At 69.3% G+C, this 12,562-nt stretch carries 15 protein-coding genes; 8 read left to right on the forward strand and 7 right to left on the reverse strand.

The features are described 5' to 3' along the window. Window positions 1-36 precede the first annotated feature (36 nt). Entirely contained in the window at window positions 37-474 is a 438-nt protein-coding gene (locus ABD211_RS13760; protein ID WP_344130425.1) for an SRPBCC family protein, read from the reverse strand. Between the two features lie 215 nt (window positions 475-689). Here ABD211_RS13760 and ABD211_RS13765 point away from each other — a divergent pair, with 215 nt between their 5' ends. Both ABD211_RS13765 and ABD211_RS13770 read left to right on the forward strand, forming a co-directional pair. Beyond that, window positions 690-1,703, forward strand: a complete 1,014-nt coding sequence (locus tag ABD211_RS13765; RefSeq protein WP_344130428.1) for an SDR family oxidoreductase — start codon at window positions 690-692, stop codon at window positions 1,701-1,703. Window positions 1,704-1,795: 92 nt separating this feature from the next. Beyond that, the gene (locus tag ABD211_RS13770) at window positions 1,796-2,188 is read left to right on the forward strand and encodes a four-helix bundle copper-binding protein (protein WP_344130431.1); all 393 of its coding nucleotides are present in this window, start codon (window positions 1,796-1,798) and stop codon (window positions 2,186-2,188) included. Between the two features lie 22 nt (window positions 2,189-2,210). Here the strand turns inward: ABD211_RS13770 and ABD211_RS13775 are convergent, their stop codons facing one another. The 3 genes from ABD211_RS13775 to ABD211_RS13785 are packed head-to-tail and all read right to left on the reverse strand — an operon-like array spanning window position 2,211 to window position 4,791. After that, the gene (locus ABD211_RS13775; protein ID WP_344130433.1) at window positions 2,211-2,774 is read right to left on the reverse strand and encodes a GerMN domain-containing protein; all 564 of its coding nucleotides are present in this window, start codon (window positions 2,772-2,774) and stop codon (window positions 2,211-2,213) included. Then, on the reverse strand, window positions 2,771-4,123 hold the full coding sequence (locus ABD211_RS13780) for a sensor histidine kinase (RefSeq protein WP_344130435.1): 1,353 nt from the start codon (window positions 4,121-4,123) through the stop codon (window positions 2,771-2,773). Before ABD211_RS13780 ends, ABD211_RS13775 begins: the two co-directional genes overlap by 4 nt. Further along, window positions 4,120-4,791, reverse strand: coding sequence for a response regulator transcription factor (locus ABD211_RS13785; protein WP_344130437.1), 672 nt, complete (start codon window positions 4,789-4,791; stop codon window positions 4,120-4,122). Before ABD211_RS13785 ends, ABD211_RS13780 begins: the two co-directional genes overlap by 4 nt. 160 nt (window positions 4,792-4,951) lie before the next feature. Here ABD211_RS13785 and ABD211_RS13790 point away from each other — a divergent pair, with 160 nt between their 5' ends. The 4 genes from ABD211_RS13790 (at window position 4,952) to ABD211_RS13805 (ending at window position 8,422) form a co-directional block, all read left to right on the forward strand. Next, entirely contained in the window at window positions 4,952-5,266 is a 315-nt protein-coding gene (locus ABD211_RS13790) for an STAS domain-containing protein (RefSeq protein ID WP_344130440.1), read from the forward strand. After that, window positions 5,263-6,696 carry an alpha,alpha-trehalose-phosphate synthase (UDP-forming) gene (locus ABD211_RS13795; protein WP_344130443.1) on the forward strand — a complete coding sequence of 478 codons (1,434 nt, stop codon included), beginning with the start codon at window positions 5,263-5,265 and terminating at the stop codon, window positions 6,694-6,696. Before ABD211_RS13790 ends, ABD211_RS13795 begins: the two co-directional genes overlap by 4 nt. Next, window positions 6,693-7,145, forward strand: a complete 453-nt coding sequence (locus ABD211_RS13800) for a hypothetical protein (protein ID WP_344130446.1) — start codon at window positions 6,693-6,695, stop codon at window positions 7,143-7,145. Before ABD211_RS13795 ends, ABD211_RS13800 begins: the two co-directional genes overlap by 4 nt. Window positions 7,146-7,207: 62 nt before the next feature. Then, window positions 7,208-8,422 carry a cation:proton antiporter gene (locus ABD211_RS13805; RefSeq protein ID WP_344130449.1) on the forward strand — a complete coding sequence of 405 codons (1,215 nt, stop codon included), beginning with the start codon at window positions 7,208-7,210 and terminating at the stop codon, window positions 8,420-8,422. A 4-nt stretch (window positions 8,423-8,426) separates the two neighbouring features. Here the strand turns inward: ABD211_RS13805 and ABD211_RS13810 are convergent, their stop codons facing one another. Continuing rightward, a complete protein-coding gene (locus ABD211_RS13810; protein ID WP_344130452.1) occupies window positions 8,427-8,864 on the reverse strand; it encodes a universal stress protein in 438 nt (145 codons plus the stop codon). A 382-nt stretch (window positions 8,865-9,246) separates the two neighbouring features. Here ABD211_RS13810 and ABD211_RS13815 point away from each other — a divergent pair, with 382 nt between their 5' ends. Both ABD211_RS13815 and ABD211_RS13820 read left to right on the forward strand, forming a co-directional pair. After that, the gene (locus ABD211_RS13815; protein WP_344130455.1) at window positions 9,247-9,837 is read left to right on the forward strand and encodes a TetR/AcrR family transcriptional regulator; all 591 of its coding nucleotides are present in this window, start codon (window positions 9,247-9,249) and stop codon (window positions 9,835-9,837) included. A gap of 71 nt (window positions 9,838-9,908) precedes the next feature. After that, the gene (locus ABD211_RS13820) at window positions 9,909-10,736 is read left to right on the forward strand and encodes a TlpA family protein disulfide reductase (RefSeq protein ID WP_344130458.1); all 828 of its coding nucleotides are present in this window, start codon (window positions 9,909-9,911) and stop codon (window positions 10,734-10,736) included. A gap of 251 nt (window positions 10,737-10,987) precedes the next feature. On the opposite strand, the gene ABD211_RS13825 is transcribed toward ABD211_RS13820, so the two are convergent. Next, window positions 10,988-11,329: a YidH family protein gene (locus ABD211_RS13825; RefSeq protein WP_344130461.1), complete on the reverse strand. Its 342-nt coding sequence runs from the start codon at window positions 11,327-11,329 to the stop codon at window positions 10,988-10,990. Continuing rightward, window positions 11,326-12,237 (reverse strand): prolipoprotein diacylglyceryl transferase, encoded by a 912-nt coding sequence (gene lgt, locus ABD211_RS13830; protein WP_344130464.1) that lies wholly within the window; start codon window positions 12,235-12,237, stop codon window positions 11,326-11,328. Before lgt ends, ABD211_RS13825 begins: the two co-directional genes overlap by 4 nt. Between the last annotated feature and the right edge of the window lie 325 nt (window positions 12,238-12,562).

Below are 12,562 nucleotides of genomic sequence, written 5' to 3' on the forward strand. Positions count from 1 at the left end.
CACCGCCAAAAGCTCAAGTTATTCCTCGGCAGTTCCTTATCTCCGGTGCTCCGAGACGTCGGCGAGACGTCGGAGAGTCTCCCGATCGCGACCGCGCATGAGCAGGTCGCTCGCGGCGGCCGGAAGCCAGTGCAGGAACCCGGCCGTCGGTTGCTTGCGCATCGTGACCCGGGTCCGGCCGTCGCCCTCGGCGGCGAGAGTAAAGGTCGAATCCACCACGCCGAAAAGGCCCAGATTGGTACGAAGTTCCATCCGGTGAGGAGGCTGAGTGCACATCGCGGTGGTGTCCTCCTGCCACGATGCCGGCCAAGGCCCGAGGTCATGATGAATCCTGCTGCCCTCGGCGGGAAACTCGTCGTCGACCTGGCGGACGTGGCTGATGCCGAGCCGCCAGTATGCGTAGCTCCAACCATCGGAGAGAACGGCGAAGACCTCGTCCGGCTCCGCTTCGATGATCTTTTCTTGCGTCGTCATGATGCTCTCCCGCTTCCTCAGAGTCCGGCTAAGGGTCTGGTGCAAGCCGACCCCACACCACGCGCTTCCCGCCGGCGACGCAGGCAAACAGAAGGTCGGTTGTTGCCCCGGTCGCGCTACGCCTCGGCCGGCGCCGGTGAGCTGTCGAGCCGGCCGTTTGGGCCGACTCCATCGGTGGTAGGCGCAGTTTGCTGGCAGGCAGTGGGGAGAGTGCCGTGGACAGGCGAGAACGAGTTGTCGTGGTGACCGGAGCGACCGGCGGCGTCGGCCGTGCGGTCGCGCGCAGGTTCGCCGCTCAAGGCGCGAAGGTGGCCCTCCTGGCGCGGGGAGAGACCGGATTGGACGCGGCTGCGGGCGACGTGCGACGGGCGGGCGGGGTGCCGTTGGCCGTACCAGTCGACGTGGCCGACCACGCGGCGGTGGATGCCGCGGCCGATCGGGTGGAGAAAGAGCTGGGTCCCATGGCGGTGTGGGTGAACGACGCGTTCACATCGGTGTTCGCGCCGTTCATGAAGGTCGACCCCAAGGAGTACGTACGGGCCACCCGGGTGACGTACCTCGGGTACGTGTTCGGAACCAGGGCCGCGTTGGCCCGCATGGTGCCACGCGATCAAGGGGCTGTGGTTCAGGTCGGTTCCGCGCTGGCCTACCGGGGGATCCCCCTGCAGGCGGTGTACTGCGGGGCGAAGCACGCGATTCAGGGGTTCACCGAGTCGCTGCGCTGTGAGCTGCTGCATGACGGGAGCAACGTGCACGTGACGATGGTGCAGCTGCCCGCCGTGAACACGCCGCAGTTCGACTGGGTGCTCTCCCGCCTGCCGCGCCGTCCCCGGCCGGTACGTCCGATCTATCAGCCGGAGGTCGCGGCGCGCGCCGTGATGTTCGCCGCTGACCATCCGCAGCGCAGGGAATACTGGGTGGGTGGCTCGACGGTGCTGACGCTGCTGGCCAACAAGGTCGTGCCGGGCTTGCTCGACCGCTACCTGGCCCGTACGGGATACAGCGCCCAGCAGAGGCAACAGCCCGATGACCCGGACCAGCCCGCGAACCTGTGGCAGCCGGCCGACCGTGGCGTCGACTTCGGCGCCCACGGCGATTTTGACGACCGCGCCGCTTCACGCAGCTACCAGCTCTGGCTTTCCCAGCACCGGGGCTTGGCGGCCGGTGCCGGAATCGGCGTTGCCGCCGCCACGTGGGGTGTGCAGCGGTACCTACGGCAACGCGTCTGACGCGGCGCCGTCTCGATGAGTTCTGCGTAAATGCCGCAGCGGTGGGTAGCGGAAGGACAATCACACCGGAAGGGACGACCATGACTTCGACGATGCCTATGCTGGAGACCTATCCCCAGCCGATCAACCTCGACCGTTCCGTGTTGGCCGACGCGATCGACGCGTTGGTCGCCTGCAGCCAGGCATGTACCGCGTGCGCGGATGCCTGCCTGAGCGAGGACATGGTGGCCGACCTGACCAAGTGTGTGCGCACCAACCTGGACTGCGCGGACATCTGCGGGGTTGCCGCCCGGGTGCTCTCCCGGCACACAGGTTACGACGCCAACATCAGCCGGAGCCTGCTGGAGGCGTGCGTGGTGGCGTGCAGGTCGTGCGGCGACGAGTGCGCCAGCCACGCCGGCATGCACGAGCACTGCCGCATCTGCGCGGATGCCTGCCGAGAGTGCGAGCGGGTGTGTCGTGGTCTTCTGGCCGCGATGAGTTGACGTCCGGTCCGGCTGGGGCGTGCTAGCGGGACGCGATCATGGCGGCGTAGTCCTCGACGCTGAGCGGCGCGGTGGACACGGACCCGTCTCCCCGGGGCACCCCGATGGGACGCCCGTCGTGAGTGAACTGGACGGTCTCGACGCCCGGCAGGCTGGTGAGGGTGCACACCAGTTGCGCGTACGCCAGTTGGTCGTCGGTGCGGGCTGTGCCGTCCACCGGCGCGGCCAGTTCGATGACCGCCTGAGCGCCGGACATGCGCACCGACGTGACCGTATTGGTGCCGAGCAGCGCGTTGGTGAGTCCGGACTCGCGTTCCGTGTCGTTCGGTGCGCTGCGAAGGTCGGCAAGCAGTTGTTCTACCGTGGGCGTCCTGCCGACGTGTCGCGTGACCGGGACGAGGGTGCCGTCCTCAATGAGGTAGAGCTTTTCGGAGAGTGTGCCTGTCGGTGGCGGGGTAGCGGTGGAGGAGGCGGCGGGCCGGAACGGCCGGTCGATCGGGGTGGGCGAGGTCTCGGGTTGGATGCCGCAACCGGCGAGGACGGCCACCGCGAGCGCCGTGGCGACTATGCCGATCCGCTGGTTCATGACCGGTCCCTGGGCAGTTCAACCCGGAAGCGGGCGCCGCCCCCGGGGCGGTCGAGGGCGGTGACGTGACCGCCATGGGCGCTCACATGCTGGGCGACCAGGGCCAGGCCCAGCCCGGTGCCGTCGCTGTCGCCGCGTGCGTTGGCGCCGCGGCCGCGCACGAACCGGCCGAAGATGCTGTCGCGGTCGGTCGGCGGTACGCCGGGGCCCTCGTCGTCGACGTCGAGGGTCGCGAGGCGGTCGTCGCCGCCGACCACGACAGCGACGGCGCCGCCGCCGTGGCGTTCGGCGTTGTCGAGCAGGTTGGCCAGGACCTGGGTGAAGCGTCGTTCGTCGACGTGCCACACGTGGTCGGCGCCGGGCAGGTCACGGACGATGGTGGGGGGCAGCCCGCGGTCGGCGCAGGAGCGACGGGCCAGGGCCGCGATGTCGACCGGGGCGCGGTCGGGGCGTTGGTCGCTGCGCGCTAGCTCGAGCAGGTCAGTAACCAGTGCTTGGAACCGGTCGACCTCCTCGGCCACGAGCTGGACGGCCCGCGCGGAACGGTCGTCGAGCTGGTCACGCCGACGGGTGAGCACGCTTGTCGCGGCGGCGAGGGTCTGCAGCGGTGATCGCAGTTCGTGGCTGACGTCGGCGGCGAACCGGCGGTCGCGCTCCAGCCGCTCGGCGAGCTGGTCGACCATTCCGTTGAACGAGCTGGTGAGGCGTTCGAGATCAGGAGTGGCTGCCGGGTCAAGGCGGGTCGTCAGGTCTCCTGCGGTGATGGTGCGCGCCGCGTCGGCGACGGAGGTGAGTGGCCGGAGCGCTCGCCGCGCGAGGTAGGTGCCCACCACGGCGCCGCACGCGGTCGTCACGAACGCGACGATGGTCAGGATGAGTCCCAGCACGCTCAGCGTCCGGTCGAGCTCGGACAGCGAGTCGATCACGTAGAACTGGCTGCCGTCGGTCAGGGGCACGCCGACGACCAACGCGGCGCCGTTGTCGGTGCGTACCAGTTGGCGGCTGGGTTGGCCGTCGGTGACCTGCTGGCGCAGTCCGGCCGGGATGGCCGCGGTGATGCCGTTGTCGGCGTTGCGCAGGTACCAGGTTCCCCAACGTTGGATGGCCACCCGGCGGCTCGCGCCGGTGTCCAACGCGCGCAGCACGTCGCCCGGTTCGCCGTCGGCGGCCAGGCCGGCCTGTACGACGGTGGCGTCGAAGTACGCCGTACGCACGGCCGTGCGCTCCCGGCTGTCGAGCAGAGTGCGTCGGGTCAGGTCGTAGGAGAGCACGGCCATGGCGGCGGAGATCAGCAGCGCGCCGGCGGCGAAGCCGACCGTAACCCGGGTACGCAGTCGCAGCGGTCTCATCGCAGCAACTTGTAGCCAAGCCCACGCGCGGTCACCACGCGACGCGGCGTGCCCGGCTCGTCCTCGATCTTCTGTCGCAGCCGGCCGATATGAACGTCGACCAGGCGCTCGTCGCCGAAGTCGTACTCCCATACGCGGCTGAGCAGCTGTTGGCGCGACAGCACCTGGCCCTGGTGCTCGGCGAGCTCGCACAACAGCCGGAACTCGGTGCGGGTGAGGGCGACCGGTTCGCCGCGCAGCAGCACCTCCCCGGCCAGGGGGCGTACCTCCAGATCACCGAATGTCAGGGTCGGCACCGACGCGCCCGCGCGCGCCCGCCGCCGCAGCGCGCGCAGGCGGGCGGTCAGCTCCTTGATCGCAACGGGCTTAATCAGGTAGTCGTCAGCGCCGGCCTCGAGGGCGGCCACGATGTCGTGGGTGTCGTTGCGGGCGCTCACGACGACGATGGGAACGTCGCCATCGCGCCGCAGGCCCCTGATACAGTCGTAGCCGTCCAAACCGGGCAGCATGAGGTCGACCAGCACCGTGTCAGCCGGGTCCTCGCGGTAGGCGGCCAGGCCGTCCTCCGCTGTCGCGGCCGCGCGTACCCCGTAGCCCTCGTCCTCCAGCGCGAGAGTCAGCGAGAGCCGGATCCGGTCGTCGTCCTCGATTACCAGCACGGATGTCACCGCAGCATCATGACCCGCTGGCGGGTCGGCGGCCAGTCCGCACACCGTCGATGTGACCCGATCGTCCGATTGTCACGAAACCGTCATACTTTTGTGCACCGCCCACCATGGCCGCCGCAGAGGCTCTGCCGGGTAACAACCGCGAAGCCGAGGGGGGACGATGGAGTCCGACGCCGCACAGCGGATCCCTGTCATCGAGGTCCAGGTCAGCGACGAGCTGGACGTGGCGGGCGTGGACCGGCTGACCGTCCTGCTCGACGACGCCGTCCAGCTGCGGCCCGCCGAGCTTGTCGTCGACCTGACCGACTGTCCGTTCATCGACGCGGCCTTCATCGGGCTGCTGTTGGACACCCACCGCCGGATCCGTCGCATCGGCGGCCTGCTGACATTGCGTTCCCCGTCCGCGCGGACACAGCGCAACCTCAAGCTGGCGCGCGCGGACCGGGTTCTGACGGTCACGGGAACGCCACGGTGAGCCGCGTCGACACCACCGCCGGGTACGACCTCGTGGTGGCCGCCGACTGGCTGCCGATCGTCGACGACGGCACGCGGGTGTGCTGGCGCGACCGGGCCGGTGGGATCGCTCGCGGGCTGGGGGAGCAGGTGGCAGCGCGTCGGGGCGCATGGGTCGGCCGCGACAATGCTGGGACCTTGGCCGAAGGGCCGGTGGGCAGTCTGTGGCTGCATCCGGTGCGGCTGGACGCGCAGCTGAGCCACGACTACCACTCCGGTCACTGCGTCCGCACGTTGGCCGCCTTGGCGCACGGCTGCGGTCCGGTGGAGTACCACAGCTCCTGGCGCAACGCCTACCGGACGGTCAACCACCGCTTCGCTGCCACGATCGCGCGCCTGGCCGCGCCCGACGCCAGCGTCTGGATCCACGACCACCACCTGCAGCTGGTGCCTGCCGCGCTGCGCCTGGCCCGCCCGGACCTGCGGATCGGGTTCTTCCTGCACGGGTTGTTCCCGCCCGTCGAGGCGTTCATGCGCCAACCGATGCGCCGGGAACTCCTCGGCGGCCTGCTCGGCGCCGACCTCATCGGCTTTCAGCAGGCGTACTCGGCGCGCAACTTCCTCGACCTCGTGGCTGACTTCGGTGGCCTGCGCCGCGGCGACGCGGCGGTTCAGGTGGGTCCGCGCACCGTCGCGGTGCGGACCGCGCCCAGTTCGGTGGAAGCAGCCTCCATAGCCGCGCTCGCCGCTGACGCGGCGGTGCGCCAGCGGGCGGCCGAGATACGGGCCAGCCTGGGCAACCCGTCACGCGTTCTGCTGTCGGTCGGCCGTACCGATCCCGCCGAGGGAGTCGAACCGTTGATAGACGCCTATGCCTGCCTGCTCGCCGGGGGCCGCCTCGACGCCGCCGACACGGTGTTGGTACACCTGTCCACGTGCGGTGACGAGGCGGACACCGACCACGCCGAGGGTCTCGATCGCATTCACCGCAAGGTCGCTCAGGTCAACGGTGAGTTCGCCCGCGTCGGTCGCCCCGTCGTGCATGAACTTGGCCAGGACACCGGTCAGCCCGAGCGGGTCGCCTTCTACCTGGCCGCCGACGCTTTCATCGCGCTGCCGCTACGGCAGGGCATGACGTTGACCGCCAAGGAGTACCTCGCCGCACGCACCGACGACACCGGCCGGTTGGTCCTGTCGGAGTTCACCGGCGCAGCCCATGACCTGCCCGAGGCGCTGGTCGTCAACCCGTACGACGCGGACGCCGTCGCCGACGCGATCTGCGCGGCCACGCGTTCAGCCCGTGCTCCGAGCACGGCCATCCGGCAGATGCGCGAGCGGGTGGGCCGGCACGACCTCGCCGCCTGGGCTGACGGCTTCCTTGACGCACTCGCCGCGCCGCCGGCTCCGCCGACGCGTCGACCCGGCCCGCTCGCTGACGAGATGTCGTCATGAGCCGACCGCTGGACGCCGTACCTTCCGATGGCTATCGCCGACTCACCGGATGGCTCGGCCGTCTTGCGGAGACGGTCGTCGCTCTACGGCGCCGTACCCACACCGCGCCGGATGAGGCGCGGAAGCGGAGAGCGATCGCCCGGGCGATCGCCGTCATGCCGCCTGCTCGCTATGGCCTGCGCACCTGGCTCTCCGCCGACGCGACCTTCTTCCGCGGGCTGTGGCTGTGCGTACTCGAGGAGGAACAGACGATCCATATTGTCGCCGTGTCCCCGCAGACGTCCCGGGCATACCTTGCCGCGCAGAGCCGACCTGCGCGCGACGACTGGTTCCGGCGGCCTCCCCGTTACGGTGGGGCCGGCGTGTTTCACGCGTACCGATGTTCGCAAGAGGACGGTATTCCACCCTCGCGCGGCGGGTCCGAACGTGGACGTGATCCGGTAGGCTGACCGTCCGGTGTGCCGGGAAGCCTGGTCGGCGTTGTCTTTAGCGCGCCCTTCGGAGGCTCCCGGTGACCCTGCTGTTGACGTACGCGCTGGTGTTGCTGCTGGCCGTGCTGGTGTCCGCCCTCGCGCAGCGGACCGTACTGTCCACCGCGGTGTTGTTCCTGTTGGCCGGCTTCGTCGTCGGAGACGGGATGCTCGGCGTCGTCTCCGTCACGCCGGACTCGCCGGTGGTCGCGTCGTTGGCCGAGCTGGCCCTTTTCGCGGTCCTGTTCACCGACGGCATGCGGGTGGGCTGGGCGGACCTGCGCTCGGCCTGGCGGCTGCCGGGCCGGGCGCTGGGCTGGGGCCTTCCGCTCACCCTGGTCGTCACGGCCGTTCTCGGCCGCTACGTCGCCGGGCTGGACTGGCCGCAGGCGCTGCTCATCGGGGCGATCCTCGCGCCGACCGACCCCGTCTTCGCCGCCGCGCTCGTCGGCAACGACAAGGTGCCGGCGCGGCTCCGTCACCTGCTCAACGTCGAGTCCGGCGTCAACGACGGCCTCGCGCTGCCCTTCGTCGTCGTGCTGCTCGCGGTGGCGTCGGGCTCGTCCGACCTGCACTTGGGTGAGCTGGCCGCCGAACTCGCGCTGGGCATCGCGATCGGCGTCGTCGTGCCGTGGGTGGCCATCCGGCTGGAGAACACCCGGCTGTTCGCCGCCTCGGAGCAGTACCTGCCGATCAACGCCGTGGCGATCGGGCTGCTCGTCTTCGCACTCGGCAAGGCGACCCACGGCAATCTTTTCCTCGCCGCGTTCGCCGCCGGGATCACCGTCGCCACCGTCGGGCGCGCGCAGCGCGAGGCGTTCGCCGAGTTCGGTGAGCTGGTCGCGGAGCTGCTCAAGCTCGGCGCCTTGCTGCTGTTCGGCGCCCTGCTGTCGCCGGCGTTCTTGGCCGACCTGCCGTGGACCGCGTGGGTGTTCGCGGTGCTGGCGCTCGTGGTGGCCCGGCCGGTCGCGCTGTGGGTGTCGTTCCTGGGTTCTGGGTTGTCCCGACGGGAGCAGTTCGCCGCCATGTGGTTCGGCCCTAAGGGCTTCGCCTCGGTCGTCTACGGCCTGCTCGTCCTCGCCAGCGCGATCCCCGCCGCCCAGGACATCTTCGACCTGGTCGCGCTCACGATCGTGCTCTCCATCGTGGCGCACTCGTCCACCGACATCCTGGTCGCGCGTACCTTCGACGAGACCCGAACCGCACGGCGACCTTGGTGGCGCCGGCTGCGGCGGACAGGGGTCCCGCGCGAGTAGAGGTTCAGTGGGGCGCTCGTACGACGACTACCGGGCAGGTGGCGTCCTGAGCGCAATGCTGGCTGACCGAGCCGAGTAGAGCGCCGGCGAATCCGCCATGCCCGTGGCTGCCCACAACGAGGAGCGCTGCGTCGGCGGCCTGGTCGAGGAGAATGGCGGCGGGGTGACCACGCCGCACGATCTCCGTGACGGTGGCGTTAGGGTGTTCCGCCTGGGCGGCACCGACCGCCTGCTCCAGCATCCTGGCGGCCTCGGCTCCGAGGTCCTCGCCATCCAGCACCGTGGGGCCGGATCCGAATCCGGAACTGATGTCCCACACGGTCACCGCCTCGACATCCGCGCCGCTGATTTCAGCCTGGGCCAATGCCCATTCCAGGGCGCGTGCCGACGCGGCGGATCCGTCGACGCCCACGACGATTCGTGCCGGCTCCTCATCTGCCATGGCAGCACCTCCGGGTCACCACACCACCATCTTTGGCGAACATTCCGAAGGCCGCTTGAAGACCGGCGAAATGCCGATTGGCCCTCCCGCCGAGACCGCGACTTCGTGGCTCGTCAGTCACTCGTCCATCGAGCACTGGTCGTGGGCGTGTGTGCCGTACCTCGGGGAGGTCGGCCGGCAGCCTGGTGCGACCCACCGCGGGCCGCATCAAAGGCACTCGCTGTGGCCAGTTGAGCTGCCCGGTGGGTCGAGCGACCTGGCTCGCGGCGATCGGGCTTCAGCCGGGCAGGTCCCATGGATTCAAGAGCTTCTCCACGGCATTCTTGACCGTACGGTCAAGTGAACGTAGTTTTTGACCGTACGGTCAAGCAGTGGAGGGATGATGGCACGGGACACACGTGAGCGGATCGTCGCGGCCGCCCGTGACCTCGTGCACGCGGCGTCGTTGGCCGAGGTCAGCACCGAGGACGTGTGCCGGGCGGCCGGGGTACACAAGGGAAGCCTCTACCATTTCTTCCCGTCCAAGGAAGCGCTGGGCGTAGCAGTGCTGGAGTGCAACTGGACGTTGATGCGGACGATGCTGGACGCGGCGTTCAGCGACGATGTGCCGCCTCTGGCGCGGATCGACCGGTTCGTCGACCGCTTCGCCGATCGGCTGACGGTGATGCGCGAGACGATGGGCGCCACGCCTGGCTGCCCGCTGGGCGGCCTCATCGGCGAGCTCGTCGGCCACGGCGACCAGGCGCGAACCCAGGCCACGCGGGTCCTGAACGCCTGGACGCAGAACTTCACCGACGCCATCAGCGAGGCGAAGGGCCGAGGCGAGGTCGGCTCGGCGGTCGAGGCCGCCACTGTCGCGGTGCGCCTGCTCGCCCACCTGCAAGGCCTGGCGCTGCTGGCCATGGCGTACGACGATCCGCAGGTCGTCCTGACTGCCAAGCAGGACTTCCGGCTGCTGGCTATTTCCAGCTGAACCGCCCACGGGCGGTCGGTCTTTCGCATGTCCGCATATTTGACTGATCGGTCAACTCAGAAGGAGACGAAATGCAACCGTCAACGCTGGACACGGACACCCGCGCCGGCGCCGCCTACCGCTTCAACCGGTTCGGGGTGGCGCTGCTGATTGACGACATGACGTTCAGCCGTGACGCTCCCGCCCCAGGCGACCGGATTCCGGCCTTTGACCTGGTCACTGTCGATGGCGGCCGGTTCCGCGACACCGACCTCGGTGGGCTACCGGTGCTGATGGTGTTCGGATCCCGCACCTGCCCCGTCACCGAAAGCGCCGTCCCGGTAGTGCGCCGGCTGCACGCCCAGTTCGGCGACCGCGTTCGGTTCGTCCTGGTCAATACCCGCGAGGCGCACCCCGGCGACGACTTCGGCCAGCCGGACACCTTCGTCGTCAAGCACCGCCACGCCGTACAGCTGCGCGACCATCACGCGATCGACTTTGAGGTCGCCGTCGACGACATCGACGGACGGCTGCACCGCGCGATGAGCCCGAAACCGAACTCGGCGTACCTCATAGACCCGTCCGGCGTCATCCGATACCGCGCCCACTGGGCCAACGACGAAGCCGCCCTGCACTCCGCGCTTACCGACATGGCCGCCGGCCGTGTCCCCACCCGCGACGTCAGCCGCGCCATGGCCGGGCCGCTCCTGCGCGCCGTCGGCCACCTGCCCGGCATTGTGCGGCACGCCGGCCGGCAGGTCGAACGTGACGTGTGGCTCGCCGCACCACCACTGGCGCTACTGGGACGGTTGTCGCAGCTGTTCAAACCTTTCCCGGTCGACCGCCGTGGGTCTGCCGCCCTCGCGCTGTTGGGTGTAGTGGTCGTCTCAGTGCTCGGGGTCCTGTTCGCCACGCACTGATCCTTCTGCCGGGGGTGAGCGGAGGAAGCCGGTGGGGATTCGCTGGTGACCACCGACGTGGTCACGAAGCACGATCATCAGCCAAGCTCACCCCCGAACGGGCCGCCAGCTAGTTCGTCGCCGCGGCTGTCAACGCGCTGTTCGCGGCGGCGGTCTGCGCACGGGCGGCGTGGTGTACGAGCCGGATGGATGTGCCGGTGAGTGCGGCGGCGATGGGACCGCCGCGTCGAGGGTGACTTGCCGGGGTGCGGTCAGGCGAGTAGGTAGACGGTGACCAGTACCGCGGCGAGCGTGACGATGCCCGCTGTCATGAGGGCCGGGCCGTGGCCGGGTGCCGGCAACCGGCCCGCTCGGATCGCGCGGCCGGCCGCGCGGAAACGGGTGTAGCCGATCAGACCGCCGAGGCTGCCCAGGATCAGCAGGCCGATGCCGATGGCTTGCAGGGGAGGTCGGTCGTGGGCGAGCTGGGCGAGGGCGACCCCACCGGCCATCAGGGCTAGGGCGGTACGCAGCCAGGCGAGAAGGGTGCGTTCGTTGGCGAGGAGGAACCGTACGTCGATGTCTCGCCGCCCAGGTGCGTCATCCTCGGTCACCTGGTCACCGGCCGCTCCTGCTCGTCGCCGCGGGTGTCCTCGTCGTGTATCGGTGGTTCATCTTTTTCGATCATCGGTTCCCCTGTCCCGGTCTGGTCGCTCGTGACGGACGAGGGTTGGCCGCGCCGGCCGAGTAGAAGAAACGTGAGGGCCGCGACGAAGATGACGATCGAGGTCCAGATGTTGAGGCGCAGGCCCAGGATGCGGTTGGCGTGGTCGACGCGTAGCGCTTCGACCCACACACGTCCGACGGTGTACGCGGCGACATAGAGGGCGAACAGTCGGCCGTAGCCGAGTCGGAAGCGCTTCTCGGCCCAGATGAGCAGGAAGAACACGCCCACGCACCACAGCGACTCGTAGAGGAATGTCGGGTGGTAGGTGGCGATTTCGGGGGTGTCGGCCGGGCGGTATTGCGGGTCGATGCGCAGCGCCCACGGCAGTGTGGATGGTGCACCGTAGAGTTCCTGGTTGAAGTAGTTGCCGAACCGGCCGATCGCCTGGGCGAGGACCAGGCCGGGGGCGAGGGCGTCGGCGAACGCCGACAGCGGTACCCGGGCCCGTTTGCAGCCGATCCACGCGCCGAGCGTGCCGACCGCGACCGCGCCCCAGATCCCCAGGCCGCCGTCCCAGATGTAGAGGGCTCGGATCGGCTGCTTGCCGGCGGCGAAGTACAGTTCCGGGTCGGTGATCACGTGGTAGAGCCGGCCACCGATGATCCCGAACGGCACGGCCCACATGCTGATGTCGAGGATGTCGTCGACCCGTCCGCCCCGGGCGGCCCACCGCTTGCGGGTGATCAGGATCGCCACGACGATCCCGGCGATGATGCACAGCGCGTAGGCGCGGATCGGGATCGGCCCCAGATGCCACACACCACGGGCGGGACTGGGAATGCTCGTCAAGATCATGCTTCCTCCGGCCGGGTCGGGCGCCGGTGCCACCATCTCAGCCGTACCGTGCGCCCGCGGACCCGCCCCGGCTCATTGGTCCACCCTTATGCCGCTCGATCCGTTTAGGGTTTGGGTGCACCGGTGACCGTCGGGCTATCGTCCTGCTCGCTCGACCCATTAGGTTCAGAGCCTTTACAAGATCCAGGGCGCTTCATCTGGTCTCTGGTGGAATTGCGGCTTTGGGGGAAGTCGAGGGGACTGGAAGGCTTCTCCTACCCCTATCCGTTGGTTTGCCACTTGCTTGAGAGGACGTTTTGCGAGGTTTCCGTAGTTCGTCCTCGCT

It is taken from the genome of Luedemannella flava, assembly GCF_039528515.1.
In the GTDB taxonomy this organism is placed as follows: domain Bacteria; phylum Actinomycetota; class Actinomycetes; order Mycobacteriales; family Micromonosporaceae; genus Luedemannella; species Luedemannella flava.

Coding starts and splice junctions, on each gene's coding strand:
- ABD211_RS13800 (WP_344130446.1), top strand. CDS start 6,693: ATGAGCCGACCGCTGGACGCCGTACCTTCCGATGGCTATCGCCGACTC.
- ABD211_RS13815 (WP_344130455.1), top strand. CDS start 9,247: ATGGCACGGGACACACGTGAGCGGATCGTCGCGGCCGCCCGTGACCTC.
- ABD211_RS13770 (WP_344130431.1), top strand. CDS start 1,796: ATGCCTATGCTGGAGACCTATCCCCAGCCGATCAACCTCGACCGTTCC.
- lgt (WP_344130464.1), bottom strand. CDS start 12,237: ATGATCTTGACGAGCATTCCCAGTCCCGCCCGTGGTGTGTGGCATCTG.
- ABD211_RS13790 (WP_344130440.1), top strand. CDS start 4,952: ATGGAGTCCGACGCCGCACAGCGGATCCCTGTCATCGAGGTCCAGGTC.
- ABD211_RS13820 (WP_344130458.1), top strand. CDS start 9,909: ATGCAACCGTCAACGCTGGACACGGACACCCGCGCCGGCGCCGCCTAC.
- ABD211_RS13810 (WP_344130452.1), bottom strand. CDS start 8,864: ATGGCAGATGAGGAGCCGGCACGAATCGTCGTGGGCGTCGACGGATCC.
- ABD211_RS13780 (WP_344130435.1), bottom strand. CDS start 4,123: ATGAGACCGCTGCGACTGCGTACCCGGGTTACGGTCGGCTTCGCCGCC.
- ABD211_RS13775 (WP_344130433.1), bottom strand. CDS start 2,774: ATGAACCAGCGGATCGGCATAGTCGCCACGGCGCTCGCGGTGGCCGTC.
- ABD211_RS13760 (WP_344130425.1), bottom strand. CDS start 474: ATGACGACGCAAGAAAAGATCATCGAAGCGGAGCCGGACGAGGTCTTC.